The organism is Flavivirga eckloniae, from assembly GCF_002886045.1.
GTDB classification, from domain to species: domain Bacteria; phylum Bacteroidota; class Bacteroidia; order Flavobacteriales; family Flavobacteriaceae; genus Flavivirga; species Flavivirga eckloniae.
This window is the reverse complement of sequence record NZ_CP025791.1, coordinates 5,611,737-5,634,088: the sequence shown is the minus strand read 5'-3', so window position 1 is coordinate 5,634,088 and position 22,352 is coordinate 5,611,737. Positions and strand designations below refer to the sequence as shown.

Annotated in this window: 21 protein-coding genes; 7 read left to right on the top strand and 14 right to left on the bottom strand. The window is 33.7% G+C overall.

The annotated features are described in order from the left end of the window. Positions 1 to 65 precede the first annotated feature (65 nt). The 3 genes from C1H87_RS23095 to C1H87_RS23085 all read right to left on the bottom strand — a co-directional run bounded on the left by C1H87_RS23095 (position 66) and on the right by C1H87_RS23085 (position 2,074). Positions 66 to 938, bottom strand: coding sequence for a pirin family protein (locus C1H87_RS23095; protein WP_102758090.1), 873 nt, complete (start codon positions 936 to 938; stop codon positions 66 to 68). A gap of 50 nt (positions 939 to 988) precedes the next feature. Then, the gene (locus tag C1H87_RS23090; RefSeq protein WP_102758089.1) at positions 989 to 1,426 is read right to left on the bottom strand and encodes a MarR family winged helix-turn-helix transcriptional regulator; all 438 of its coding nucleotides are present in this window, start codon (positions 1,424 to 1,426) and stop codon (positions 989 to 991) included. Between the two features lie 117 nt (positions 1,427 to 1,543). Further along, positions 1,544 to 2,074, bottom strand: coding sequence for an NADPH-dependent FMN reductase (locus C1H87_RS23085; protein WP_102758088.1), 531 nt, complete (start codon positions 2,072 to 2,074; stop codon positions 1,544 to 1,546). Between the two features lie 174 nt (positions 2,075 to 2,248). Here C1H87_RS23085 and C1H87_RS23080 point away from each other — a divergent pair, with 174 nt between their 5' ends. The 3 genes from C1H87_RS23080 (at position 2,249) to C1H87_RS23070 (ending at position 6,419) form a co-directional block, all read left to right on the top strand. Continuing rightward, complete coding sequence (locus tag C1H87_RS23080; protein ID WP_102758087.1) at positions 2,249 to 3,877, top strand: acyl-CoA carboxylase subunit beta; 1,629 nt, start codon at positions 2,249 to 2,251, stop codon at positions 3,875 to 3,877. A gap of 44 nt (positions 3,878 to 3,921) precedes the next feature. Continuing rightward, positions 3,922 to 5,916 carry a DUF3352 domain-containing protein gene (locus tag C1H87_RS23075; protein ID WP_102758086.1) on the top strand — a complete coding sequence of 665 codons (1,995 nt, stop codon included), beginning with the start codon at positions 3,922 to 3,924 and terminating at the stop codon, positions 5,914 to 5,916. Between the two features lie 80 nt (positions 5,917 to 5,996). Next, positions 5,997 to 6,419 (top strand): DoxX family protein, encoded by a 423-nt coding sequence (locus C1H87_RS23070; RefSeq protein ID WP_102758085.1) that lies wholly within the window; start codon positions 5,997 to 5,999, stop codon positions 6,417 to 6,419. 130 nt (positions 6,420 to 6,549) lie between these two features. On the opposite strand, the gene C1H87_RS23065 is transcribed toward C1H87_RS23070, so the two are convergent. The 8 genes from C1H87_RS23065 to C1H87_RS23030 form a co-directional block, all read right to left on the bottom strand. Then, positions 6,550 to 8,004: a carboxypeptidase-like regulatory domain-containing protein gene (locus C1H87_RS23065; protein WP_102758084.1), complete on the bottom strand. Its 1,455-nt coding sequence runs from the start codon at positions 8,002 to 8,004 to the stop codon at positions 6,550 to 6,552. Between the two features lie 313 nt (positions 8,005 to 8,317). Then, positions 8,318 to 10,081, bottom strand: coding sequence for a signal peptide peptidase SppA (gene sppA / locus C1H87_RS23060; RefSeq protein WP_102758083.1), 1,764 nt, complete (start codon positions 10,079 to 10,081; stop codon positions 8,318 to 8,320). 50 nt (positions 10,082 to 10,131) lie between these two features. Next, on the bottom strand, positions 10,132 to 11,217 hold the full coding sequence (locus tag C1H87_RS23055; protein ID WP_102758082.1) for an AMP-binding protein: 1,086 nt from the start codon (positions 11,215 to 11,217) through the stop codon (positions 10,132 to 10,134). After that, entirely contained in the window at positions 11,201 to 12,184 is a 984-nt protein-coding gene (locus tag C1H87_RS23050; RefSeq protein ID WP_102758081.1) for a CPBP family intramembrane glutamic endopeptidase, read from the bottom strand. Before C1H87_RS23050 ends, C1H87_RS23055 begins: the two co-directional genes overlap by 17 nt. A 3-nt stretch (positions 12,185 to 12,187) precedes the next feature. Continuing rightward, complete coding sequence (locus C1H87_RS23045) at positions 12,188 to 13,225, bottom strand: o-succinylbenzoate synthase (protein ID WP_102758080.1); 1,038 nt, start codon at positions 13,223 to 13,225, stop codon at positions 12,188 to 12,190. Next, complete coding sequence (locus C1H87_RS23040) at positions 13,226 to 13,903, bottom strand: metal-dependent hydrolase (protein ID WP_102758079.1); 678 nt, start codon at positions 13,901 to 13,903, stop codon at positions 13,226 to 13,228. Between the two features lie 164 nt (positions 13,904 to 14,067). Beyond that, positions 14,068 to 14,970 carry a 1,4-dihydroxy-2-naphthoate octaprenyltransferase gene (menA, locus tag C1H87_RS23035; RefSeq protein WP_102758078.1) on the bottom strand — a complete coding sequence of 301 codons (903 nt, stop codon included), beginning with the start codon at positions 14,968 to 14,970 and terminating at the stop codon, positions 14,068 to 14,070. Continuing rightward, positions 14,971 to 15,810 carry a 1,4-dihydroxy-2-naphthoyl-CoA synthase gene (locus C1H87_RS23030; protein ID WP_102758077.1) on the bottom strand — a complete coding sequence of 280 codons (840 nt, stop codon included), beginning with the start codon at positions 15,808 to 15,810 and terminating at the stop codon, positions 14,971 to 14,973. It lies immediately after the preceding gene. A gap of 54 nt (positions 15,811 to 15,864) precedes the next feature. Between C1H87_RS23030 and C1H87_RS23025 the strand changes: the two genes are divergently transcribed. After that, positions 15,865 to 16,977: a C1 family peptidase gene (locus tag C1H87_RS23025; RefSeq protein WP_102758076.1), complete on the top strand. Its 1,113-nt coding sequence runs from the start codon at positions 15,865 to 15,867 to the stop codon at positions 16,975 to 16,977. A gap of 303 nt (positions 16,978 to 17,280) precedes the next feature. On the opposite strand, the gene ung is transcribed toward C1H87_RS23025, so the two are convergent. Continuing rightward, positions 17,281 to 17,946: a uracil-DNA glycosylase gene (gene ung, locus C1H87_RS23020; protein ID WP_102758075.1), complete on the bottom strand. Its 666-nt coding sequence runs from the start codon at positions 17,944 to 17,946 to the stop codon at positions 17,281 to 17,283. 3 nt (positions 17,947 to 17,949) lie between these two features. Next, a complete protein-coding gene (gene holA / locus C1H87_RS23015; protein ID WP_102758074.1) occupies positions 17,950 to 18,957 on the bottom strand; it encodes a DNA polymerase III subunit delta in 1,008 nt (335 codons plus the stop codon). A gap of 129 nt (positions 18,958 to 19,086) precedes the next feature. Here holA and C1H87_RS23010 point away from each other — a divergent pair, with 129 nt between their 5' ends. The 3 genes from C1H87_RS23010 (at position 19,087) to C1H87_RS23000 (ending at position 21,543) form a co-directional block, all read left to right on the top strand. Then, entirely contained in the window at positions 19,087 to 19,533 is a 447-nt protein-coding gene (locus C1H87_RS23010) for a type I restriction enzyme HsdR N-terminal domain-containing protein (RefSeq protein WP_102758073.1), read from the top strand. 82 nt (positions 19,534 to 19,615) lie between these two features. After that, on the top strand, positions 19,616 to 20,605 hold the full coding sequence (locus tag C1H87_RS23005) for a glycosyltransferase family 2 protein (RefSeq protein WP_102758072.1): 990 nt from the start codon (positions 19,616 to 19,618) through the stop codon (positions 20,603 to 20,605). Between the two features lie 98 nt (positions 20,606 to 20,703). Beyond that, positions 20,704 to 21,543 carry an OmpA/MotB family protein gene (locus C1H87_RS23000; protein ID WP_102758071.1) on the top strand — a complete coding sequence of 280 codons (840 nt, stop codon included), beginning with the start codon at positions 20,704 to 20,706 and terminating at the stop codon, positions 21,541 to 21,543. 75 nt (positions 21,544 to 21,618) lie between these two features. Here C1H87_RS23000 and C1H87_RS22995 read toward each other — a convergent pair whose 3' ends face one another. Next, entirely contained in the window at positions 21,619 to 22,239 is a 621-nt protein-coding gene (locus tag C1H87_RS22995; RefSeq protein ID WP_102758070.1) for an L-threonylcarbamoyladenylate synthase, read from the bottom strand. Between the last annotated feature and the right edge of the window lie 113 nt (positions 22,240 to 22,352).

The following is a 22,352-nucleotide window of genomic DNA, read 5'->3' as shown; positions in this document are numbered from 1 at the left end:
ATTATGCGGTTTCTCCTATGCTTCGGCTACGCTCAGCTCAAGTAGGCCGGAATGACATTTATTACTTAATTCGCAGGAAGAAACCCCATTTTACCCATCTGGTAATCGCGCATGGCTTCCATGATTTCTGTTTGGGTGTTCATAACATAAGGACCGTAAGTTGTTACTTCTTCATTAAAAGGCTCACCAGAAAGGAATAATAGCTTGCTTGCTTTATTTCCTTTTACAGAAAAACCGTCACCATCTTGATTAAACTGAATGATTTGCTTTTCATCATCTTTTAGGTTTTCAGAATCGTTAACAACAACATCGCCGTGTAATAAATACAACATAGACTGATGTGTTTCTGGCACTTTAACAAAATGTTCGCCATCCGCTTCAACATCAATCATAAAGGCGTTTACAGGAGTTTGTGTTCTAATCCTTCCGTAATTGTTTTCTAACTCACCTGCAATAACTTGAATGTTAACCTTTCCATCCTGAGATGTGATAACATTAAAACTCTCATTTTTTTCATGCTGATAATTAGCCGGAATCATTTTCTTTTCTGCCGGTAAATTCAACCACAATTGAATCCCTTCAAGCACACCGCCTTTTTGCACAAATGCCTTTGTTGGGGCTTCGGCGTGAATAATACCTCTTCCGGCAGTTGTCCATTGCACATCACCTGATTTAACCACACTTTCGTTTCCCAAGGAATCTCTGTGTAATTGTTCGCCCTGAATTAAAAAGGTAATGGGTTCGAATCCGCGATGTGGATGTGGCCCTAAATCGAAAGGATTATTCTCTTCCGAAATCTCATAAGGTCCGTAATGGTGTAATAGTATAAAAGGGTCTACCATATCTATATTTCGACCTGGTAATGGCTGCCTCAATTGTATGGGTCCCATATTTACGAAATCGCTTCTCCCTACTAATTTTATCGTGTTTAACTTCATAACAAATTATTTTTATTTTCCATGGAAACTATTTATCCAAAAAAATACGGTTATCGCATTTTATCTAGCAAATTGCTTAATTGTTCTGCTTCCTCTTCACTTAAGTTTTTTATTAAATCTTTATTAATTGTATTTGGTATAGCCTTTAATAGCTTTTTTCCTTCGTCTGTAATTACAATTTTAACAACACGTCTGTCATGCTCAGATGGCAACCTTTCTATATAATCCTTAGCACATAATTTATCCATTAATCTGGTTGCATTAGGAGAACGCTCTAACATTCTATCCTTGATCACCTGAACTTTTAAAGGTTCTTTAGCTCCATTTAGTATTCTTAATATATTGTATTGCTGTGGAGAAATTCCATATGATTTAAAGAAATCGTTTTGATAACTATTTATCCAACTTGCTGTATAAACAATGTTCAACAAAGCCTTAATCCTATTATTTGGAAACTTTGAATTAATATCTTTAGAGAAATCTCCCATTTTTTAGTATTCGGTGATCAGTGATCAGTTTACAGTTTTCCTTTGCGTCTTCGCGTCTTCGCGAGAATCTAATTATTATTAGCAATCGATTCTCAGTGTTCAGTTTTCTGTAATTTGCTACAGTGCCTTTTGAAATGCAATCACCTTACCTTTCAATTCTGAATTTAATGCTTCATCTGCAATCTTACCTTCTACAAAATTATCACCAAATGACGGCAATGAAAACACTTCTACAATATTAGCATCATGGCGTGGGAATCTATCTTGCGATATACTCAAAACAGAAGCTCCTCCTCTACCTCCTGGTGACGTTGCCATTAGTAACATAGGCTTACCAAAAAATGTTTTTCCTTCAATTCTAGACATCCAATCAAACAGATTTTTAAATACTGCTGAATAAGCTCCATTATGCTCCGCTAAAGATAATACTATCCCGTCTGATGATTTAATCGCTTCTAAAAATTTATGTGCGTTATCTGGAATACCATGTTCTATTTCGTAATCCATACCATACAGTGGTAATTCGAAATCGTTTAAATCTAAAAAATTAACGTTTGCATTTTCTACCAAGCCTGAAGCATAGGCCGCTAATTTTACATTTATTGAATTTTTGCTATTGCTTCCTGCAAATGATATAATGTTTTTCATAAGTCTTAAAATATTTATAGTACAAATATAGAACAAAAATATTTATTTTCCTAGGAATATATTTCCATGTAATACAAATTTATGATTTTGTTAACAAATTGTAGTAAAATTAATAAAATTCCCATTTTCACAGAAATGTCAACTTTTGTACATTAGCAACAAACTAAATTATACATGGATATCAACTTCAATAAAAACGAAGATCACAATAAACTCTTACTTTCTGAATTAAACAAGCGCCTGGTTAAGGTTAGTCTGGGCGGTGGAAAAAAACGTATTGAAAAGCTTCATGCCAAGGGAAAAATGACCGCTAGAGAGCGTATTGATTTTCTTTTGGATACTAATTCTAAATCAATTGAAATTGGTGCTTTTGCAGGCGAAGATATGTATGCAGAACACGGTGGCTGTCCTTCTGGTGGTGTGGTTATAAAGATTGGCTACATTAAAGGTAAGCAATGTATAGTTGTTGCTAATGATGCTACTGTTAAAGCGGGTGCTTGGTTTCCTGTAACCGGGAAAAAGAATTTACGCGCCCAGGAAATAGCTATTGAAAATAAACTACCTATTATATATTTAGTGGATTCTGCCGGAGTGTATTTACCGCTTCAGGATGAAATTTTTCCTGATAAGGAGCACTTTGGACGTATCTTTAGAAACAATGCCGTTATGAGCAGTATGGGAATTACTCAAATTGCTGCTGTTATGGGAAGCTGTGTGGCCGGTGGTGCCTACTTACCTATTATGAGCGATGAGGCTTTAATTGTTGATAAAACCGGAAGTATATTTCTTGCCGGTAGCTATTTGGTAAAGGCAGCTATTGGCGAAACTATCGATAATGAAACTTTAGGGGGTGCTACTACGCATTGCGAAATTTCGGGTGTAACCGATTATAAAGCTAAAAATGATAAAGACGCCTTAAATACCATAAAAAATATTATTGATAAGATTGGGGATTATGATCAGGCTGGTTTCAATCGCTCAGGTTCAAAAAAGCCATTAGAAAACCCTGAGGATATTTATGGTATTTTACCAAAATCGAGAGCCGATCAATACGATATGTATGAGATTATTAAGCGGTTGGTAGATGATTCTGAATTTGACGAATATAAAGCTGGTTACGGACAAACCATTATAACTTGTTACGCCAGAATAGATGGTTGGGCCGTTGGTATTGTTGCTAATCAGCGTAAATTGGTTAAAACCAAAAAGGGTGAAATGCAGTTTGGTGGTGTTATTTATAACGATAGTGCCGACAAGGCTACACGCTTTATAGCAAATTGTAACCAGAAAAAAATTCCATTAGTGTTTTTACAAGATGTTACAGGTTTTATGGTAGGTAGTAAAAGTGAACATGGCGGTATTATTAAAGATGGGGCTAAGATGGTGAATGCCGTTAGTAATTCTGTAGTGCCTAAGTTTACTATTGTTATCGGAAATAGTTATGGTGCTGGTAATTATGCCATGTGTGGCAAGGCTTACGATCCTAGATTGATTGTAGCTTGGCCAAGTGCAGAACTTGCCGTAATGAGCGGTAATTCGGCAGCCAAAGTATTACTACAAATCGAGAAAGCTTCTTTAGAAAAATCGGGTGAAAAAATTACTCCCGAAAAAGAAGCCGAACTATACAATAAAATTAAAGACCGATACGATAATCAAGTATCTCCATACTATGCTGCTGCCCGTATCTGGACTGATGCCATCATCGATCCTTTAGATACTCGTAATTGGATTAGTATGGGAATTGAAGCTGCTAATCATGCTCCTATAGAGAAAAAGTTTAACTTAGGCGTATTACAAGTATAACCAAACATTTTCGACATCTCGCCCTCCCCAAATTATAATAGATTATGAAAAAAAAGAACATCTTAACCATTCTAGGCCTACTTCTCGTTAGTTATGCACTTTATCTAGTTTATACATTTTATATTGATACTAACGACAATATAAAATCTATTTATTTGGTTCCTAAAGACGCCGTTTACATCATAGAAACCCAAAAGCCAATTGATAATTGGAATGCCATAAGCAAAAGTGATATTTGGAAACATTTAAATACCAATGCTTATTTTAACAACCTTTCGGAAAGTCTGAATAAACTAGATACTATTTTTAAACAGGAAGAGAGTACTTTTAAACGATTTGGAGATAGGGAAATACTAATATCTTCCCACATTTACACGCCAGGGAAATATGATTTTCTTTATATAATCGACTTACAAAAAATAGCCAAACTCGATATCTTAAAAGATCATTTAAACACCATTGTTAATAGTGATTTTAAGGTAAGTAAGCGTAAATACCATGAACATCAAATAACAGAAATTGAGGATATAAAAACCCGCAAAACGCTTTACATTAGCTTTATACAAAACCAGATGATAGTGTCTTATACGCATACACTGGTTGAAGCTTCTATCGATCAATATGCAGAGCCTGTAATTGGAAGAAACCTTAATTATATAGATGTAAGCAGTGCAGTTGGGTATAACGATATGTTCCGTTTATATTTTCAATATGAATATTTAGACGATTTTATTAAAGTATTTTCAAATAACTCAGGGTCGCTTGGGAAAACTCTAAGCAGTAGTTTAGAATTTAGTGGTTTTAGTTTTGATTTGGACGATAACACCATCGTAGCAAATGGTATTACAAACTCTAAAGATGATGCAAACGCTTATTTAAAAGCACTGCAAGGTTCTGGAAAAGGTGCACGAAGCATAAGTGAAATTGCACCAAAACAAACAGCGGTTTATTTGAGTTTTTCGTTTAGCAGCTTTAACGAGTTTCATAATAATTTTGAATCTATCCAAAAAGAAAACCCAGAACAATTTAAAAGCTATCTAGACGGTATAGAAAAGGTTGAAAACTTTTTAAAAATCGATTTAAAGGAAAACTTTTTTAGTTGGATAGATGATGAAGTGGCACTACTCCAACTCCATTCTACCGTATCTCAATCTAAAAAGGATGTTGCTATAGTTTTAAAAGCTAATGACACCGAAAAGGCTAAAGAAAATTTAGACTTTATTTTGGAACAAATACGAAAACGCAGCCCTGTAAAATTTAAAGAGGTTAATTACAAAGGCTACCCTATAAATTTTATGTCTATTAAAGGTTTTTTTAAGCTACTCGTAGGTAACTTATTTAAAGAGATCGACAAACCCTACTTTACCATAATTGAGGATTATGTGGTGTTTAGCAACCATCCCAATACCTTAAAAAGTATTGTTAATAGTTATACCAACAAAGAAACCTTAGACACGTTTGAAGCTTATACCGACTTTAACGATAAGTTCAATAGCAAGTGTAGTGTTTTTGCATACATTAATGCGCCTTATTTGTATAATAGCGCATATAATTTTGTAGACGCTAGTACCAAAAAACAATTAAAAACAAATAAAGACTATTTTATTTGTTTTCCACAAATTGGGGTTCAACTAACTCCAGATGAAGGCTTTTTTGAAAGTAAAATAGTTGTCGATTATGAAGATCCTGACATTGTAAAAACCAAATACACATTTGCAGATACGAGTGCACCGACAAAAACAACTACTCTTCCGCAAATAATGGAAATCACCGAGGAAAACTTAAATAAAGAGACTGTTTTTAATATTCCTGAAATTTTCCCATCAGATTTAACAGCAAAGGAATTTGTTAAGAAATATGCTAACGGAAAAGTTAGATTTTCGGTAGAACTTAAAGATGGACTAAAGCATGGAGACTATAACGAATATTATAAGAACGGGAAACTAAAAATCTCTGGTAAATATACCAGGGATGAGCAAAATGGTGTTTGGCGTGTTTATAATTTTGAAGAAGACGTTGTATATAAAAAGCGGTTTTAACGCCATAATTGGTTTTTAGATTTTTTCATTTCTCATGAAAATTCAGTATCTTATAGATTGATAACCAATATATTTCAATCATGGGAAGAATAAAAACGCTTAACAAGTGGGCAAATGCGCACACGTATTTACCCCTTGATTTACTACGTATTGCTCTTGGTGTCTTTTTATTTATTAAGGGCATTAGTTTTATGGCAGACAGTGCCATGTTGATGGAATTATTTAAGCCAATACAGAATCTGGCCGGTGGTATGATTGTTATTCATTATGTTGCTCCTGCTCATTTTATTGGAGGGGTTTTAATTGCTTGCGGACTGCTTACCAGATGGACCATTATTGCGCAACTCCCCATTTTAATTGGTGCTATTGTTATAAACTTTGCAGGAGAAATGGATAAAAATAATTTGTTTCTAGCTGTTATGACTTTCTTTGTTTGTCTCTTTTTCTTGATTTATGGTTCTGGCAAAAATTCCCTGGACTATTATTTTAAAATGCAGAAATAAAAACGAGGTTAAACTGTTATTAAGTAATCTCATAAAACCTAATGTTATTGGAGGTATGACCATGGTAATCTTTTAAATTAAAAACTAAGATTACCACGGTCGTAACTCGGGAACGATAGTGTGCTTAAAATCAACTCACCACCCCAGAATACTTTTCTATTAACCTCACTATTAAATCATTTAGTTTTTCCACTTTATAATCATCGGTACTTGGTTTTAAATGCGGATTGCCAATCCCACTATCATCTGTAATAAACACATAAGTCCCATTTGTTGAAACACTAAAGAAACGCATTAAGAATTCAACATTTTTATTTGCTCCACTCGCTACAATCGGGATTATCTTTATGCCTTTCTCCTGTGCCAGTTTTATCTGCTCTTTAATAATTGCCACGTTCTTTTCGGTAAAGTGTGGTGGAGCATCAAGCAATAAAAACATCAATTTAGTTTTTGCATAGATATTCCAATTCTTGCTCATTGAGACTTTTAAAGCTTCTTCTACGGCTTCTTCGTAATCTCCACCACCATCTGCGCTTTGTTTAGATAGAATATCCTTTACGGCATCGATATTCGAATTAAAATCGAAATCCTTAACAACATATGCATCGCCAAAATCCCTATAAAATGTTAACGCCACACGTTTATCGTCTATGCTTTCATCTAATCTTGAAATGATATTTTTTAATTCAGATTTTAAATAATCTATTTCGTCTCCCATCGATCCGGTAGCATCGATAGTAAACATAACATCAATATCGTTTGTCTGCGATTGCTCATCTAATACAAATGCAATACGCTGATATGTGTTTGTTATTTTTTTACCTAAAACTTTGTTTTTTTGCTGAATTTGAATTGTATAAAAATCATCTTCACTTTTATAGTTTAAATCTTTAAATAATGTTACTTCTCCAGTAAAATCTGTTCTTGCGGTCATTATCAATTGGTTTGATTCATTAAACAACGACACCTTTATGTTGTTTAATGGCTTTCCCTTTTTATCGTTTACACTTACTTGTATTTTGTTTTCTAAATAGAAATTCCAGTTCTGCTGTATGGTTTTATATTCTTCTTTCTTTAGATTTTCTTTCCATTCATTCCATTTTTCCAGATCATTAATTTCTCCAGCAGTTAATAAACCAGATTGCGGTTCTTCTTTACCAACCTTAACTCCTCTAACTTTTCCTGATATTTTTGAAGCTACTGATTCAGACTTAACAGAAACAACAGAACCTGTTATACTAGCCTTTTTAGTCACTGCATACCCCGTAACAACAATTTCATCTAATGTAGAAATATCGTCTTCAAGAGTAACGGAAATTTCGCTGAGGCTTCCTACTTTTTTTTCTTGTGATCTAAAACCAACATAGCTAAAAACAAGTGTATCTGTTGGCTTTGCCTTAATTTGATAAAGTCCTTCCCAATTAGTAGAGGCTCCCTTTAAGGTACCTTTAATTATCACAGTTGCTCCGGGTAGTGGGGAATTATCACTAGCGGCTGTTACTTTTCCTGATATTAAACGTAGATCTTGAGCCTGTATTTGAACAGAAATTGCAAATAAAAAAAAGATTTTAAGTAGTGTTTTCATGATAGTCGATTTTAAAGTTTAGCATAAAACTAACTGCAAACCACTTCTTATAAAACCTACAATGAGTGAAGTATTCTTTTGGATGAGTAAAGCATAAAAAAAGGTCTAAAAAGTTCTTGGATTGTCATTTTGAGTACTTCGACTATGCTCAGCATAAACTAAAGTCGAAAAATCTCAACACTTTAATAAACAGATATTTAATTTTTATGAGATTCCCTGCCTGCCGGCAGGCAGGTTCACTACCTGCCCGTCCGGCAGGCGGGTGTTCTGAATGACACTTTTTAGACCTCTTTTTAAATATTACGCTTTTATACTATTTAATCTCCAAACTATAAGGGAACAACAATTGAACCCCTTTCTTTCTGGACATCGCTTTTATTTCTTTGAAAACTCTATAGTTTTCTTCGCCAAGTTCCTCTTTTATAAGCGCTTCTTTAGCTTCTACCAAACCTAAATCCTTAAGCATTTCGTCAAGGTTCTTTTCGTAAACAGGAAACTCTTTTATTTTGTAATTTTCAATTTCGGCTGCTTCAGAGGCTCTTTGTAACGCTAAATCCAATCCGCCTAATTCATCTACCAAACCGTTATTTAAAGCATCCACTCCCGTCCATACACGCCCTTGGGCAATCACTTTTACACTATCCTGTTCCATACTACGACCTTCTGCAACACGACTCGTAAATAATTCATAAATATCTACAATGCCTTCTTTAATAAAAGCGCGTTGCTCCTCATTTAAAGGCTCAAAAAAGCTATAAGTAACTGCATTTTTGTTCGTTACAACCTGTTCTGCATTAATCCCCATATTTTCTGCTAATTGCTCTCCATTGGGTAGCATGCCAAATACACCAATACTTCCAGTAATGGTTGTTGGTTCTGCTATAATTTTATCGGCATTACATGCGATATAATAACCACCAGAAGCCGCAACATCCCCCATTGAAACAATAACGGGTTTTACTGCTTTGGTTAATTCTATTTCCCTCCAGATTAATTCACTTGCCAAGGCACTTCCTCCTGGAGAGTTGATACGTAAAACAACGGCTTTGACTCTATCATCTTCTCTCACCTCTTTTAAAGAGGCATTCATAACAATATTTCCAACGTTCTCCTTACTACCCTCTCCATAAACTATATCACCTTCAGCATAAACAACAGCTATTTTGTTTTTACTTTTATTAGCTTTCAATTTATTAGCTACATAAATACTATAATCTGCAATGGCTATAGTTTTTAAATCTTTATTAGGCAAGACGCTAACAGCTTTCTTTATATCGCTTACATATTCGTCATGATAAGCTATTTTGTCTATTAACTGAGAGTTTTTGGCTAAATCTGCATTTCTTGCCAACAAGCTATCTGCAATTGTGTTTAATCGCTCTGGTGCAATATTCCTGCTCTTAGAAATATCCTGCTTCATTTCATGCCAAAGACCATTTAAATAAACAGAAATTTGTTCTCTGTTTTCATCACTCATTTTATTTGCTAAAAATGGTTCTGCGGCACTTTTGTACTTTCCAAATCGTACCACTTCCATCTTAAAACCAGATTTTTCTTGAAAATCCTTAAAATACAAACGCTCCGAATAGAGTCCTTTAAACTCCATCATACCAGCTGGATTTATATAAACCGTATCGGCTACGGAACTTAAATAATAATCCTTTTGTGTATAAACATCGGCGTATGCTACGATAAATTTTCCGGATTCCTTAAATTTAAGCAGAGCATTCCTTAAAGCTCTTATTTGTGAAATTCCAGCACTAATGAAGTTGTTATCTATTGAAATGCCTTTAATCTTACTATCAGTTGCAGCATAATCAATAGCATCTATAATGTTGAATAAACCATTTTTTTCGTCTTCGTTCAAAATTGGATATTTTGCAAACTCTGTTTTATCGGCATAATCCTTTATAGGAAAGTCCAATGTTAATTCTAAAACAGAATTGGTTTTTACTTGTACGGTGTCTTCTGATGATGACCCGAATAAAAGTCCAATGATTATAAAACCTAAAAAACAGATAACAAAAAATACAATAATACCTGTTACAGTAGATAAAACACGTTTAATAAAATCCATAATTTTTTTCTAATTAGTCTTGAAAAAGTTGACAAAGTTACGACTTAAGGTTATAAATCTAATAACTCCAATGTTTTTTTGCGCTGAATTTTTCCTGAATCGGTTTCTACAAACTCCTTTACCGCAAAAACACTTTTTGGTTTTTCAAGTTTGTCCAAGTCAGCAAAAATAGATTCGTTAAGCTTATTGGAATCGCCTTCCAGAACTAGAACAAGCTGTTCTCCTAAAGTTTCGTGAGGGGTTGAAGCTACAAAATACCGTTCCTTTATTTTATCTTGAAGTTTAGCTTCAATCGTTTCAGGAAACAGTTTTAGACCTCCGGAATTTATAACATTGTCGTAACGCCCTAACCATTCAAACTCTGTTTCCGAATGGCATTTAACAATATCGTTCGTTACAATCTTATCTTTTAAAAGCTCTGGGGCTTCTATTACTAAGCAATCTCTTTTATCTTGAGAAATCCTAACATTTGGCAGGGTTTGAAAATAAGAGGCTTTTGCAAGCCCTTCTTCTTTTTCACTGTTAAAATTATTTGTTTTTTTAACTGCAATATGGGTAACCGTTTCGGTCATACCGTAAGTTTCATAAACATTAGAAGGTATATCTTGAACAGCATGCCTCAATGCACTCGAAACTGGTGCTCCTCCAACAATAATTGTTTTTATTCGACTAGACTTATCTAATGAATTTTGCAGTTGTGCTGGAATCATGGCACAAAAATCATAATAGGTTTTTGTGTTAAAATCCGGTTGTAAAGTTGGTGCTACCAAATCCACTTCTAATCCAAGAATGACAGCTCTAATAAGCATCATTTTACCAGCTATAAAATTTGATGGTAAACAATGTAATGCTTTATCGCCCGGCTTTAAATTGAAAAAATTTCCTGTGGCTATGGCAGAACTTACCATAGCTTGTTTATTAATTGAAATACGTTTTGGTTTTCCTGTAGAGCCAGAGGTATTCACTTTTATAACCTCATGATGATCTAACCAATCGAGTAAAAACTCACCAATAAGTGCTTCGTATGGCATACCCTCTTTAACAAAACTATATGCCACTTCCATAAGGTCTTCATATGTATAATGAATACCATTAAGCTTAAACCTGTTATGAACTTTATTATATTCTGGTGTCACTTCCTATATCTTCTATTATTTTATAATTTTCATTTGGTGGTTCTGTAACGGTTCCGAAAAGTTTATCCTTCCAATTTGTCCATTTGTACTTTTTAGATAGAATAAAAAGCAATATAGGAAACACTACAAATACGGGAACAAATATTTCCATAACTCCCATGGTTTGCGGATCTGACATATCCTTAAAGATAGAATGTGTTTGAAAAGCTGTCCAATCTGCTGTAACCAAAAGGGCCGTAAACAAATTATTTGCAGCATGAAACCCTAAAGCCAACTCCATACCTTCATCCATAAGCGTCATTATCCCCAATACCAATCCTGTACCGATGTAATAAACCATAATAACATACCCTAATTTTTCAACCTCTGGGTTTGCAATATGTAACACGCCAAAAACCAATGAAGTAATGACTAATGGCACCCATTTGTTTTTTGCAATAATTCCAATCCCTTGCATTAAATACCCTCTAAATAAATACTCTTCAAAACTCGTTTGTAAAGGTATTAGCGCAATGGCAATAACACAAAGTATTAAAAAGGGACCCAATTTAAAATTAAATACATAGTCTTCTGGTGTAAGAACATAGTCAATTAAAACAAAACTACTTGAAACAATACCCCATAGAAAGAAAATAAACCAAAACCGTTTCCAATCTATTTTTTTTCTGGTAGTTGTTAAATGTTTTAACGATTGCTTATGTAAATATTTAACTGCTAATAGTAGAAATAACAATCCACCGGCAAAAGGTAATAATATAAAAACTAAGTTTAAGTTAGGTTCAAATAGTCCCATAACATAGCTTGTATCATTCATTTGCGATTGGTCTATATCACCTTTAAATGTACCGATTATTATGGCTACTACATGCGGTAAGGAAAAAGCAAAAACACCTAAAATGGCAATTATTACTCCTATTATATACCGCCACCAATCATGCAATCCTTTATAAGCTTGAGTTATATACATCTTTTAAATATTTATGTTCCAATTCATACTGTTATTGTATTGCAATGTACCATTTTTAACTTGTAATGGTGAATCGAAATTATTGGTAAACAATGTTCCTGTTCCCAAGCCTTGTGGCAAATTACTTTGCTTGTTATAGGTGTATTGTGCAATAGCATTTAACCCAATATTACTTTCTAAGGCGCTGGTAATCCACCATCCTATCTGTAATTGCTCTGCTATATCGATCCATTCGTCACTGCCTTTAAACCCTCCAACCAAACTTGGTTTTAAAATGATATACTGCGGATTTATCATTTGTAGTAATTCCAGCTTCTTTGTTACAGTAAAAACACCAATTAATTCTTCATCTAAGGCAATAGGCAATGGTGTGGTGTTACATAAATCTGCCATAGCTTCAATCTGACCTTGTTTTATGGGCTGTTCAATAGAATGCAAATCGAAATCGGATAATACCTTTAATTTTTCCAGGGCTTCGGTAGGCGAAAATGCACCATTAGCATCTACGCGTAGCTCAATGTCTTTGGACGTATATTCTTTTCTAATAGATTTTAGAAGATCTATTTCCGATTGAAAATCGATGGCTCCAATTTTCATTTTAATGCATGTGAAACCTGCTTTTAGCTTTTCCTTTATCTGCTGTTTCATAAAAGCCTCTGTTCCCATCCAGATTAAACCGTTTATTGGAATTGAATCTTTACTCTGTGTGAATTTTGACGGAAATAATTCAAATCTATCCTGGCTTTTTAAAGATTTCAAAGCCATTTCCAAACCAAATTGAATACTTGGGAATTCGATTAATTCGGACAGTAAATCATCTAAGCTATTATTAATGTTTTTACAAAGCCATTGTAGTTTTTCTTCGTAGTCTGGTCTGTCATCGACGGAAAGTCCTCTAAACACGCCACACTCACCTATACCCTGCTTCTCCTTTGAATTTAAAACAAGCAACCAGGTTTCTTTAGTTTTTAAAATACCTCGAGAGGTACCACTAGCTTGTTTAAAATTTAAGATGTATTTCTTATAAGATGCTGTTATCATCTATAATTCAATAAAATCACCAATTTCTAGAAGCATTAAATCCTTTTCTTTTTCGAAAAACTTTCGTTTAGCTTGCTCATGGTTAATTTCTATGTATCCAAACGTATCATAATGGCAGCCTAACACCTTATCGCAATCCACAAAATCACTGGCCAAAATAGCATCGTTAACACCCATGGTAAAGTTATCACCTAAAGGTAAAATAGCTAAATCCAACTTGGTTTGAAGCGGAATAAGTTTCATATCGTAAGTTAATGCTGTATCTCCCGCGATATAAATATTTTTGTGCTCGCTTTCAATCACAAAACCTCCTGGTTGTCCACCATAACTACCATCTGGGAAAGACGATGTATGTACAGCATATACATATTTAACCGTGCCAAAATCAAAACGCCATGTTCCTCCATGATTCATTGGATGGCTTTCTATTCCTAATTTCCCATAGTGTGTAGCGATCTCATAATTTGAAACAACCACAGCTCCGGTTCGTCTAGCAATAGCTTCAACATCTAAAATATGATCTTGATGCGCATGCGTTACCAAAATGTAGTCGGCTTTTAATTCGCTTATATCTATATGTGATGCTTTAGGATTACCAGTAATGAACGGATCTACTAGTATATCTACATTATTTACATGTATACCCAAGCTTGCGTGACCATAAAATGTAATCTTCATTTGAATATGTATTTATTTAGAAAAATACAGCTTTTACTCGAGAATTAAAAATTGCTTTTTGCTCTTTTTAGTAATAAGAAATTTTCTTTTGTAAACATTGTAATTATAGTGCAATGAATATATTATATAATGGTTATAAATTCTATTACAATTATAGTTCTATTTTACAATAAATGTCCTACTCCCATTAGAATTGCTAATAGCACTGTAGTTAAAGCTAACTTTTTTAATTCCGGATCCAATAGTTTTGGATTTTCATTTTTACTTACCTTTTTTATATGGATGAATAAAGGTATATAAGTTACAACAAAAATTAAATTATAAGGCGAGGTATAATATAAAATCCCAAACAAAGCAGACAACACAATGGCTAGCCCAATGAGTGGATAATGGTATTTTTTAGCATTTTCGTTTCCCAACTTAACTGCCAGAGTTATTTTATTCGATTTTTTATCCGATATAATATCCCGCATATTATTAAGGTTGAGTACACCGACGCTTAACAAGCCAATGGTGCAAGCTGGAAGAAATACTACGTGGTCTATAGTTTTTGCATACAAAACATAGCACCCAATAACACTTACCAATCCAAAGAAAACAAATACGAACAAATCGCCCAAGCCTCTATAACCGTAAGCATTACTCCCAACAGTATATTTTATGGCACCTACAACAGATGCAATACCTAACACAAAAAACAACAATGTAAGCAAAAAGTGTTTTACTCCAAACGCCGTAAAAATGAGTAAAAAAGCTAACCCTATAGAGATTAAGACATTTATTTTAATGGCATTAAACATCTCTTCCGGTGATATTTTTCCAGACTGAATGGCACGCTCTGGACCAATTCTGTCGTTATTATCCGTTCCTTTAATACCATCGCCATAATCGTTGGCCAAGTTGGATAATATTTGAAAACTCAAGGTAGTAAGAATAGCCAGTAAACCTATTTTCCAGTCAAAACAACCATTATATTCAGCTAAACACGATGCCAAAATGATGCCCGATATAGATAAGGGAAGCGTTCGTAAACGCATTGAGGCAATCCAGTGAGAGACTTTATTCATTTAAGGTATCCATTTTTTATCAAAATTAGGCTTACGTTTTTCAAGAAAGGCATTTCTACCCTCAACGGCTTCATCGGTCATATACGCTAATCGAGTAGCTTCTCCTGCAAATACTTGCTGACCAACCATACCATCGTCTGTTAAATTCATGGCGAATTTAAGCATTTTTATAGATGTAGGAGATTTCGCCAATATTTCTTGTGCCCACTCATAAGCAGTATCTTCTAATTCTTCATGAGGCACTACGGCATTAACCATGCCCATCTCGAAAGCTTCTTGTGCCGAATAGTTTCTGCCCAAGAAAAATATCTCACGTGCTTTTTTCTGCCCTACCATTTTTGCTAAATAAGCAGACCCATAACCACCATCGAAACTGGTAACATCGGCATCCGTTTGTTTAAAAATAGCATGTTCTTTACTTGCAAGTGTTAAATCGCAAACAACATGTAAACTATGTCCACCACCAACAGCCCAACCCGGTACAACGGCAATAACAGCCTTGGGCATAAAACGAATTAATCGTTGAACTTCTAAAATATTTAAACGATGATATCCATCTTCGCCTACATAACCTTGATGACCTCTTGCTTTTTGATCGCCTCCGCTGCAAAAAGAATATACGCCATCCTTACTCGACGGCCCTTCAGCAGATAATAATACGACACCAATATTAACATCTTCATTGGCATCATAAAAGGCATCATATAATTCGCTAGTTGTTTTCGGTCTAAACGCATTACGAACATCTGGTCTATTAAAAGCGATACGCGCAACACCATTACGTTTTTTATAAGTAATGTCTTGATATTCTTTAACAATTACCCAATCGTCTTGATTCATTTTCATTATTTTAGTCAAAAATAAATTTTATTTCATTAAATCGCTTATTTCATTATGAAAAATAAATTTTCAGCTGTCATTTTTGTGTTATTTATATTTTTTTCACATTCACAATCTTATGATTTTAAGACCATTATAGACCTAGAGGCTACAGATGTAATTAGCCAAGATAAAACAGGTACTTGTTGGAGTTTTTCTACCTCGTCTTTTCTAGAAAGTGAAATAATTCGTATTAATGGACACAAAGTCGATTTATCTGAAATGTACAACGTCCGCCACACCTATATTAACAAATCCTGGAACTATATTATGAGACAAGGAAAAGCACAATTTAGCGAGGGTGGACTTGCTCATGATGTTATTAATAGTATATCGAAACACGGATTTGTACCAAATACGACTTATACAGGCTTGTTAAACGAAAGTACCAAACACGACCATTCTAAATTAGTAGATACGTTGAAAAAAACTTTAGATAACTATATAAAGGAACCTGGAAGTTTTAATTGGAAAAAAGATGTTAATGCTATTTTAGATACTTACCTCGGTAAAAATGTTTCTAGGTTTAGTTATAATGATGTTCAACATACCCCAATATCTTTTATGCAGCAAATGGGCATTAACCCAAAAGACTATGTTACCATTACTTCGTTCGCCCATAAACCCTTTTACACAAATTTTATATTAAACATTCCTGATAATTTTTCCAATGGTCTTTTTTTCAATGTAGAACTGAATGAATTAACACGTATTGTAAATGATGCTCTCGAAAAAGGTTTCACTATTGAGTTGGACTGTGATGTTAGCGAAAAAGCATTTTCTTCCAAATATGGTTTAGCAATTATCCCAAAGGAAGACATAAAAATAGAAGATGCTTTTGTAAATGTTTCGGAAGAAAAAACAATAACCCAAGAATTAAGACAACAAGAATTTGAAAACTTTAACACCACAGACGATCATTTAATGCATATCACCGGATTATTGAAAGACCAAACTGGAAATACCTACTATAAAGTGAAGAATTCGTGGGGAAAAGACTCGGAAAGAGTGGGCAATGGCGGCTATATTTATATGAGTGAAGCTTATTTTAAATTAAAAGCAATATCAATTACGTTAAATAAACATGCACTTTCAAAAAAAATTCTTAAAAAAATAAGAAAACCTTAATTATTACAAGTAAGAATTATCATAATATTAAAAATGTAAAATATACGTAGAACTACTTATTGTACGTAGCTCTATATTTACTAATTTTGCGTTAATATTTGATTAATAATTAATTAAGTTTGTTTTTGATCGACAAAAATTGTATTTTGCCGATGTTTTAATGCCCCGAAGATATGCTATTAACAATTTCCATCTCCCTCACCGTACTCGTAACAATCAATTTGTTATTGCTAAAATTTAGCTCTAACAAAATTGAAAGAACAGTTAAGCCTAATAAAAAACCTGTGGTGCTTACGCCTCACATTACCAACGAACAGGAGCCTGAGCAGCTTGCTCCAACAGGGAGTTAGTCTTACTAAAATGTTTATTTCCAAACCAGTAGCCCCTGTTTGCACTTAAGGGTGAAGGGTGTCCGGAAGTTAATATCTTATGCTTATTAGTGTTTATCAACTTTACTTTTTGCTTGGCATAGCCACCCCATAGTAAAAACACGATATTCTCTTTGCTATCGCTTATAATTTTTATAGTAGCATCGGTAAAAGTCTCCCAACCTTGCTTTTGATGACTTCCTGCTTGATGTGCTCTAACTGTTAATGTAGCATTTAGCAATAACACCCCTTGGTCTGCCCAACGCATAAGATCGCCACTTTCTGGATACGGAATACCTAAATCTGCTTCAATTTCTTTAAAAATATTGATTAATGAAGGCGGATGAGCAATGCCATTATTTACAGAAAAGCATAAACCGTTGGCCTGTCCGTGACCATGGTAAGGGTCTTGACCAATTATAACTACTTTTACATCGTCAAAATGACAATGGTTAAAAGCATTAAAGATTTGTTTTCCTGGCGGGAAACATGTTTGAGACTTATACTCAGATCTTACAAAACGTATCAGATCCTTAAAATAAGGTTTCTCAAATTCCTTTTCTAAATAAGGTTTCCAGCTTTCGTGAATATCTACTGCCATATTTTAATTAGATAATATTCTTACCAACAATTCTTTTAATAAATCACCTTGCGGAACTGCATGAGCTCCTACACCTTTACTCTTTACATCAAATTCTCTTAATGTAGCAACCACAGCACTTACTTTACGCATTGGGTAATGTCTTGCCGCAGTAATATATTCGTTTACAAAATACGGATTCACCTTTAAGGCAGAAGCAACGTTTCGAGGCGATTTATCCTTTAATCCATGAAAATGAAGTAACTGAGAAAAGAAGTTAAACAACAAAGATACGGTTACAACCATAGGGTTATCCTTAGGATTGTCTGCAAAGTAATTAACTATTCGGTATGCTTTTATCGTATTCTTTTCTCCAATAGCTTTTCGAAGCTCAAAATTGTTATAATCCTTACTAATACCAATATTTTCTTCAATATGTTCTGGTGAAATTTGAGTTTCTTTTGGTAAAATAATTTGAAGCTTTTCCAGCTCGTTATTTATTTTACTTAAATCTGTTCCTAAAAACTCAACAAGCATCTGGGCGGCCTTGGGAGCAATTGAGTATTTTTTAGGAGCCAAAACCCGACGAATCCAATCGGCTACCTGATTTTCATAAAGCTTTTTACTTTCGTAAACTATACCTGTTTTTTTCAGGGTTTTATATAAAGCTTTACGTTTATCAATCTTTTTATACTTATAGTTAACCACTAAAACTGTGGTAGGTTGTGGATTTTCGGCATAAGCTGCCAGTTTTTCAATAGTACGCGATAAGTCTTGAGCTTCCTTAACAATAACCACCTGATGCTCTGCCATCATAGGAAAGCGCTTCGCATTACTAACAATATCATCAATTGTAATATCCCTACCATATAAAACCATCTGGTTAAAACCACGCTCCTCTTCTGCTAAAACCGAGCTTTCAATAAAATCGGAAATCTTATCTATATAATAAGGCTCCTCTCCCATAAGAAAGTAAATTGGCTTTAAATTTTTATTCTTTATATCGGTAACTAATTGTTTGACTTCGTCCAAACTCTCTTAAATTTTCAAATTACAAGCTCAAAACCCAAAGTAGGAATTATAATTTATATAGGATTTGATGCTTGAATATTGTGATTTCTGGTTTTGTAACTTAACTTTGAAAAAAATCAGTATGCATTAATGCAAGAACTTAATTTTCCAAAGTTTTCGTTTCGATTCAAAAATAACGAAAATAAAATTTCTATTTTCGATAGCATTCGTAAAAAATTTGTGATTTTACAACCCGAAGAATGGGTACGTCAGCACTGCGTTCAATATTTAATACATAACAAGGGCTATCCGAAATCTTTAATTAATGTTGAAAAAGAACTGACCGTTAACACTTTAAAAAAACGATACGATATTGTGGTTTATAATTCTAACGGCAGTATTCATTTAATTGTAGAATGTAAAGCACCCAAAATTGTTATAAATCAAGATACATTCGATCAAATAGCACGCTATAATTTAGAGCTGAATGCGACTTATTTAATGGTTACAAACGGATTAAATCATTATTATTGTCAAATGGATTTTGAAAATGAACAGTATAATTTTTTAAGGGAAATCCCTGATTTTAGTAGGTAGTTAGCAGTAGACAGTAGGCAGTGATCAGTTGGCAGTAAAAAAACAAGCAAAGAAATAAATTTTTAAAACATATTATTACAATTTGAAACTAGCAATCGTTATACTAAATTGGAACGGCAAAAAACTTTTAGAGCAGTTTTTACCATCTGTTACCGAATACTCCCAAGAAGCTTCTATTTATGTAGCAGACAATGCCTCTACCGACGATTCTGTTTCTTATGTGAAAGAACATTATCCTTCTGTAGAAATAATTCAGAACAAAGAAAATGGAGGTTATGCCAAAGGCTATAACGATGCATTAAAGCATATAGATGCAGATGCTTTTTGTTTACTTAATAGCGATATTGAAGTTACTAAAAACTGGCTGCTTCCTGTTATTGAAATCTTTGAAAAAGAAACCAATACTGCCATAATTCAACCGAAGCTATTAGATTATAAAAAGAAGGATTATTTTGAATACGCAGGTGCTGCCGGAGGTTATATAGATAAATATGGTTACCCATATTGCAGGGGACGCATTTTTAACACCATAGAAAAAGACACCCAACAATATGATGATACTGCTGAAATATTTTGGGCATCTGGAGCATGTTTTTTTATTAGAAAAGATATATTCGAACAGCTTGATGGATTGGATGAACATTTTTTCGCTCATATGGAAGAAATAGACTTGTGCTGGAGAGCTAAAAATGCTGGGTATACTGTAAAATATGTCGGTCAATCTGAAGTTTACCACGTAGGTGGTGCTACCCTCAATAATACTAACCCTAAAAAAACGTATTTAAATTTTAGAAACAGCCTGTTTACATTAACAAAAAATGCAAAGGGGTTATTGCTGCCTTTAATACTTATTAGATTGGTTTTAGATGGTATCGCTGGGCTAAAGTTTTTAGTAGAATTAAAACCAAAGCATACCATCGCAATAATTAAAGCTCACTTTGGGTTTTATAAAAGCTTTATCCGACTGTTAAAACAGAGAAAATCGACAAAGAATAAAATAAAATATTATAAGAGAACATCCATAGTGTTTGATTATTTCGTAAATAAAAAGAACATTTACAATAGTTTATGAATAGTTAGCAAAAGTTTTGTTAACATAGCTAAAATTAAGTGTTTTTTACATATTTTTGTTTAATCAATTTTAAGGAATTCTAATCCACATATCACATTATGAAAAAACTTTTATTACTTTGTTTATCTACAACGCTTCTACTAAGTTCTTGCGTTTCTAAAAAACAATTTACAGACCTTGAGGCAAAACACAAAGAAACTCAAGATTTACTTAATTCAACAACAGTAAAATTAAATTCTTGTATCGCAGACAAATCTGCGGCTACAGCTAGAGCAGAAGCTTTAGAAGAGCGAATTGAGGATTTACGTAAGAGTAATGACAACTTACAAGTTTTATCTGCTAAAGGAGCAAGTAATATTGAAAAAACTTTAGAAAGTATTAAAGAAAAAGATTTAAAGATTACTCGTTTACAAGATGCATTAACTAAAAAGGACAGTGTAACTTTAGCATTAGTTACAAGCTTTAAAAGAGAAGTTGGTATTAACGATCCAGATATCGAAGTTAATGTAGAAAAAGGAGTTGTATTTATTTCTATCGCAGATAAATTATTATTCAAAAGTGGTAGCTACAATGTAACATCAAAAGCAAAAGAAGTTCTTGCTAAAGTTGCTAAAGTAGTAAACAGCAAGCCAGATTTCGAATGTATGGTTGAAGGACACACAGATAGCGTACCTTACAAAAAAGATCCATTATTAGACAACTGGGATTTAAGTGTTAAACGTTCTACATCTATCATTAGAGTACTTCAAACTTTAGATGTTAACCCTAGTAGATTAATTGCTGCTGGTCGTAGCTCTCACGTACCGTTAGTAGATAATGACACTGCTGAGAACAGATCTAAAAACAGACGTACACGTATTGTTGTTCTTCCAAAAATCGATCAGTTCTACGACATGATTGAAAAAGAAATGAAAAATCTTGAAGCTGGTGGAAACTAATCAGTTTTAAAAACATATTAAAAAAGCTCAACTTAAAGTTGAGCTTTTTTTATGACTTTTTGTTACTTATCTTAATTAAAAAATCTCCAGACTCCCCTTCCCTTCTCTTATAACTACAGGCTCATCTTCAGACAAATCAATAACAGTAGAAGCTTCATTATCACCATAACCACCATCGATTACTAAATCGACCAAATTGTCCCATTTTTCTAAAATAAGCTCAGGATCTGTGGTGTATTCAATAACTTCATCCTCATCATAAATAGAAGTAGATATAATAGGATTTCCAAGCTGTTCCACAATTTCTAAAGCAATGCTATTATCAGGTATACGAATACCAACCGTTTTTCTTTTTTTAAACGGATTAGGTAACGATTTAGACCCTGGAAGAATAAACGTATAAGGTCCCGGAAGCGCTCGTTTTAAAATCTTAAAAACCGATGTATCTATTTGCTTTACATAGTCGCTCAAATTACTTAAATCATGGCATATAAATGAGAAATTAGACTTTTCGAGCTTTACGCCTTTAATTTTAGCAATACGCTCTAAAGCCTTAATATTAGTAATGTCGCAACCCAAACCATAAACAGTATCGGTTGGATAAATAATAACCCCGCCTCGTTTTAAAACAGTCACAACTTTTTCAATCGCTTTCGGGTTAGGGTTCTCCTCATATATTTTTAAAAAATCGGCCATAACAACTATCTTTCATTTCCGCTTACAAAGTAAATACTATTTTTTGTACAAAAATAATTTATTAAGACCACCCTTACACAAATACATTTAAAGCAGTTTATTTCTATCGCTTT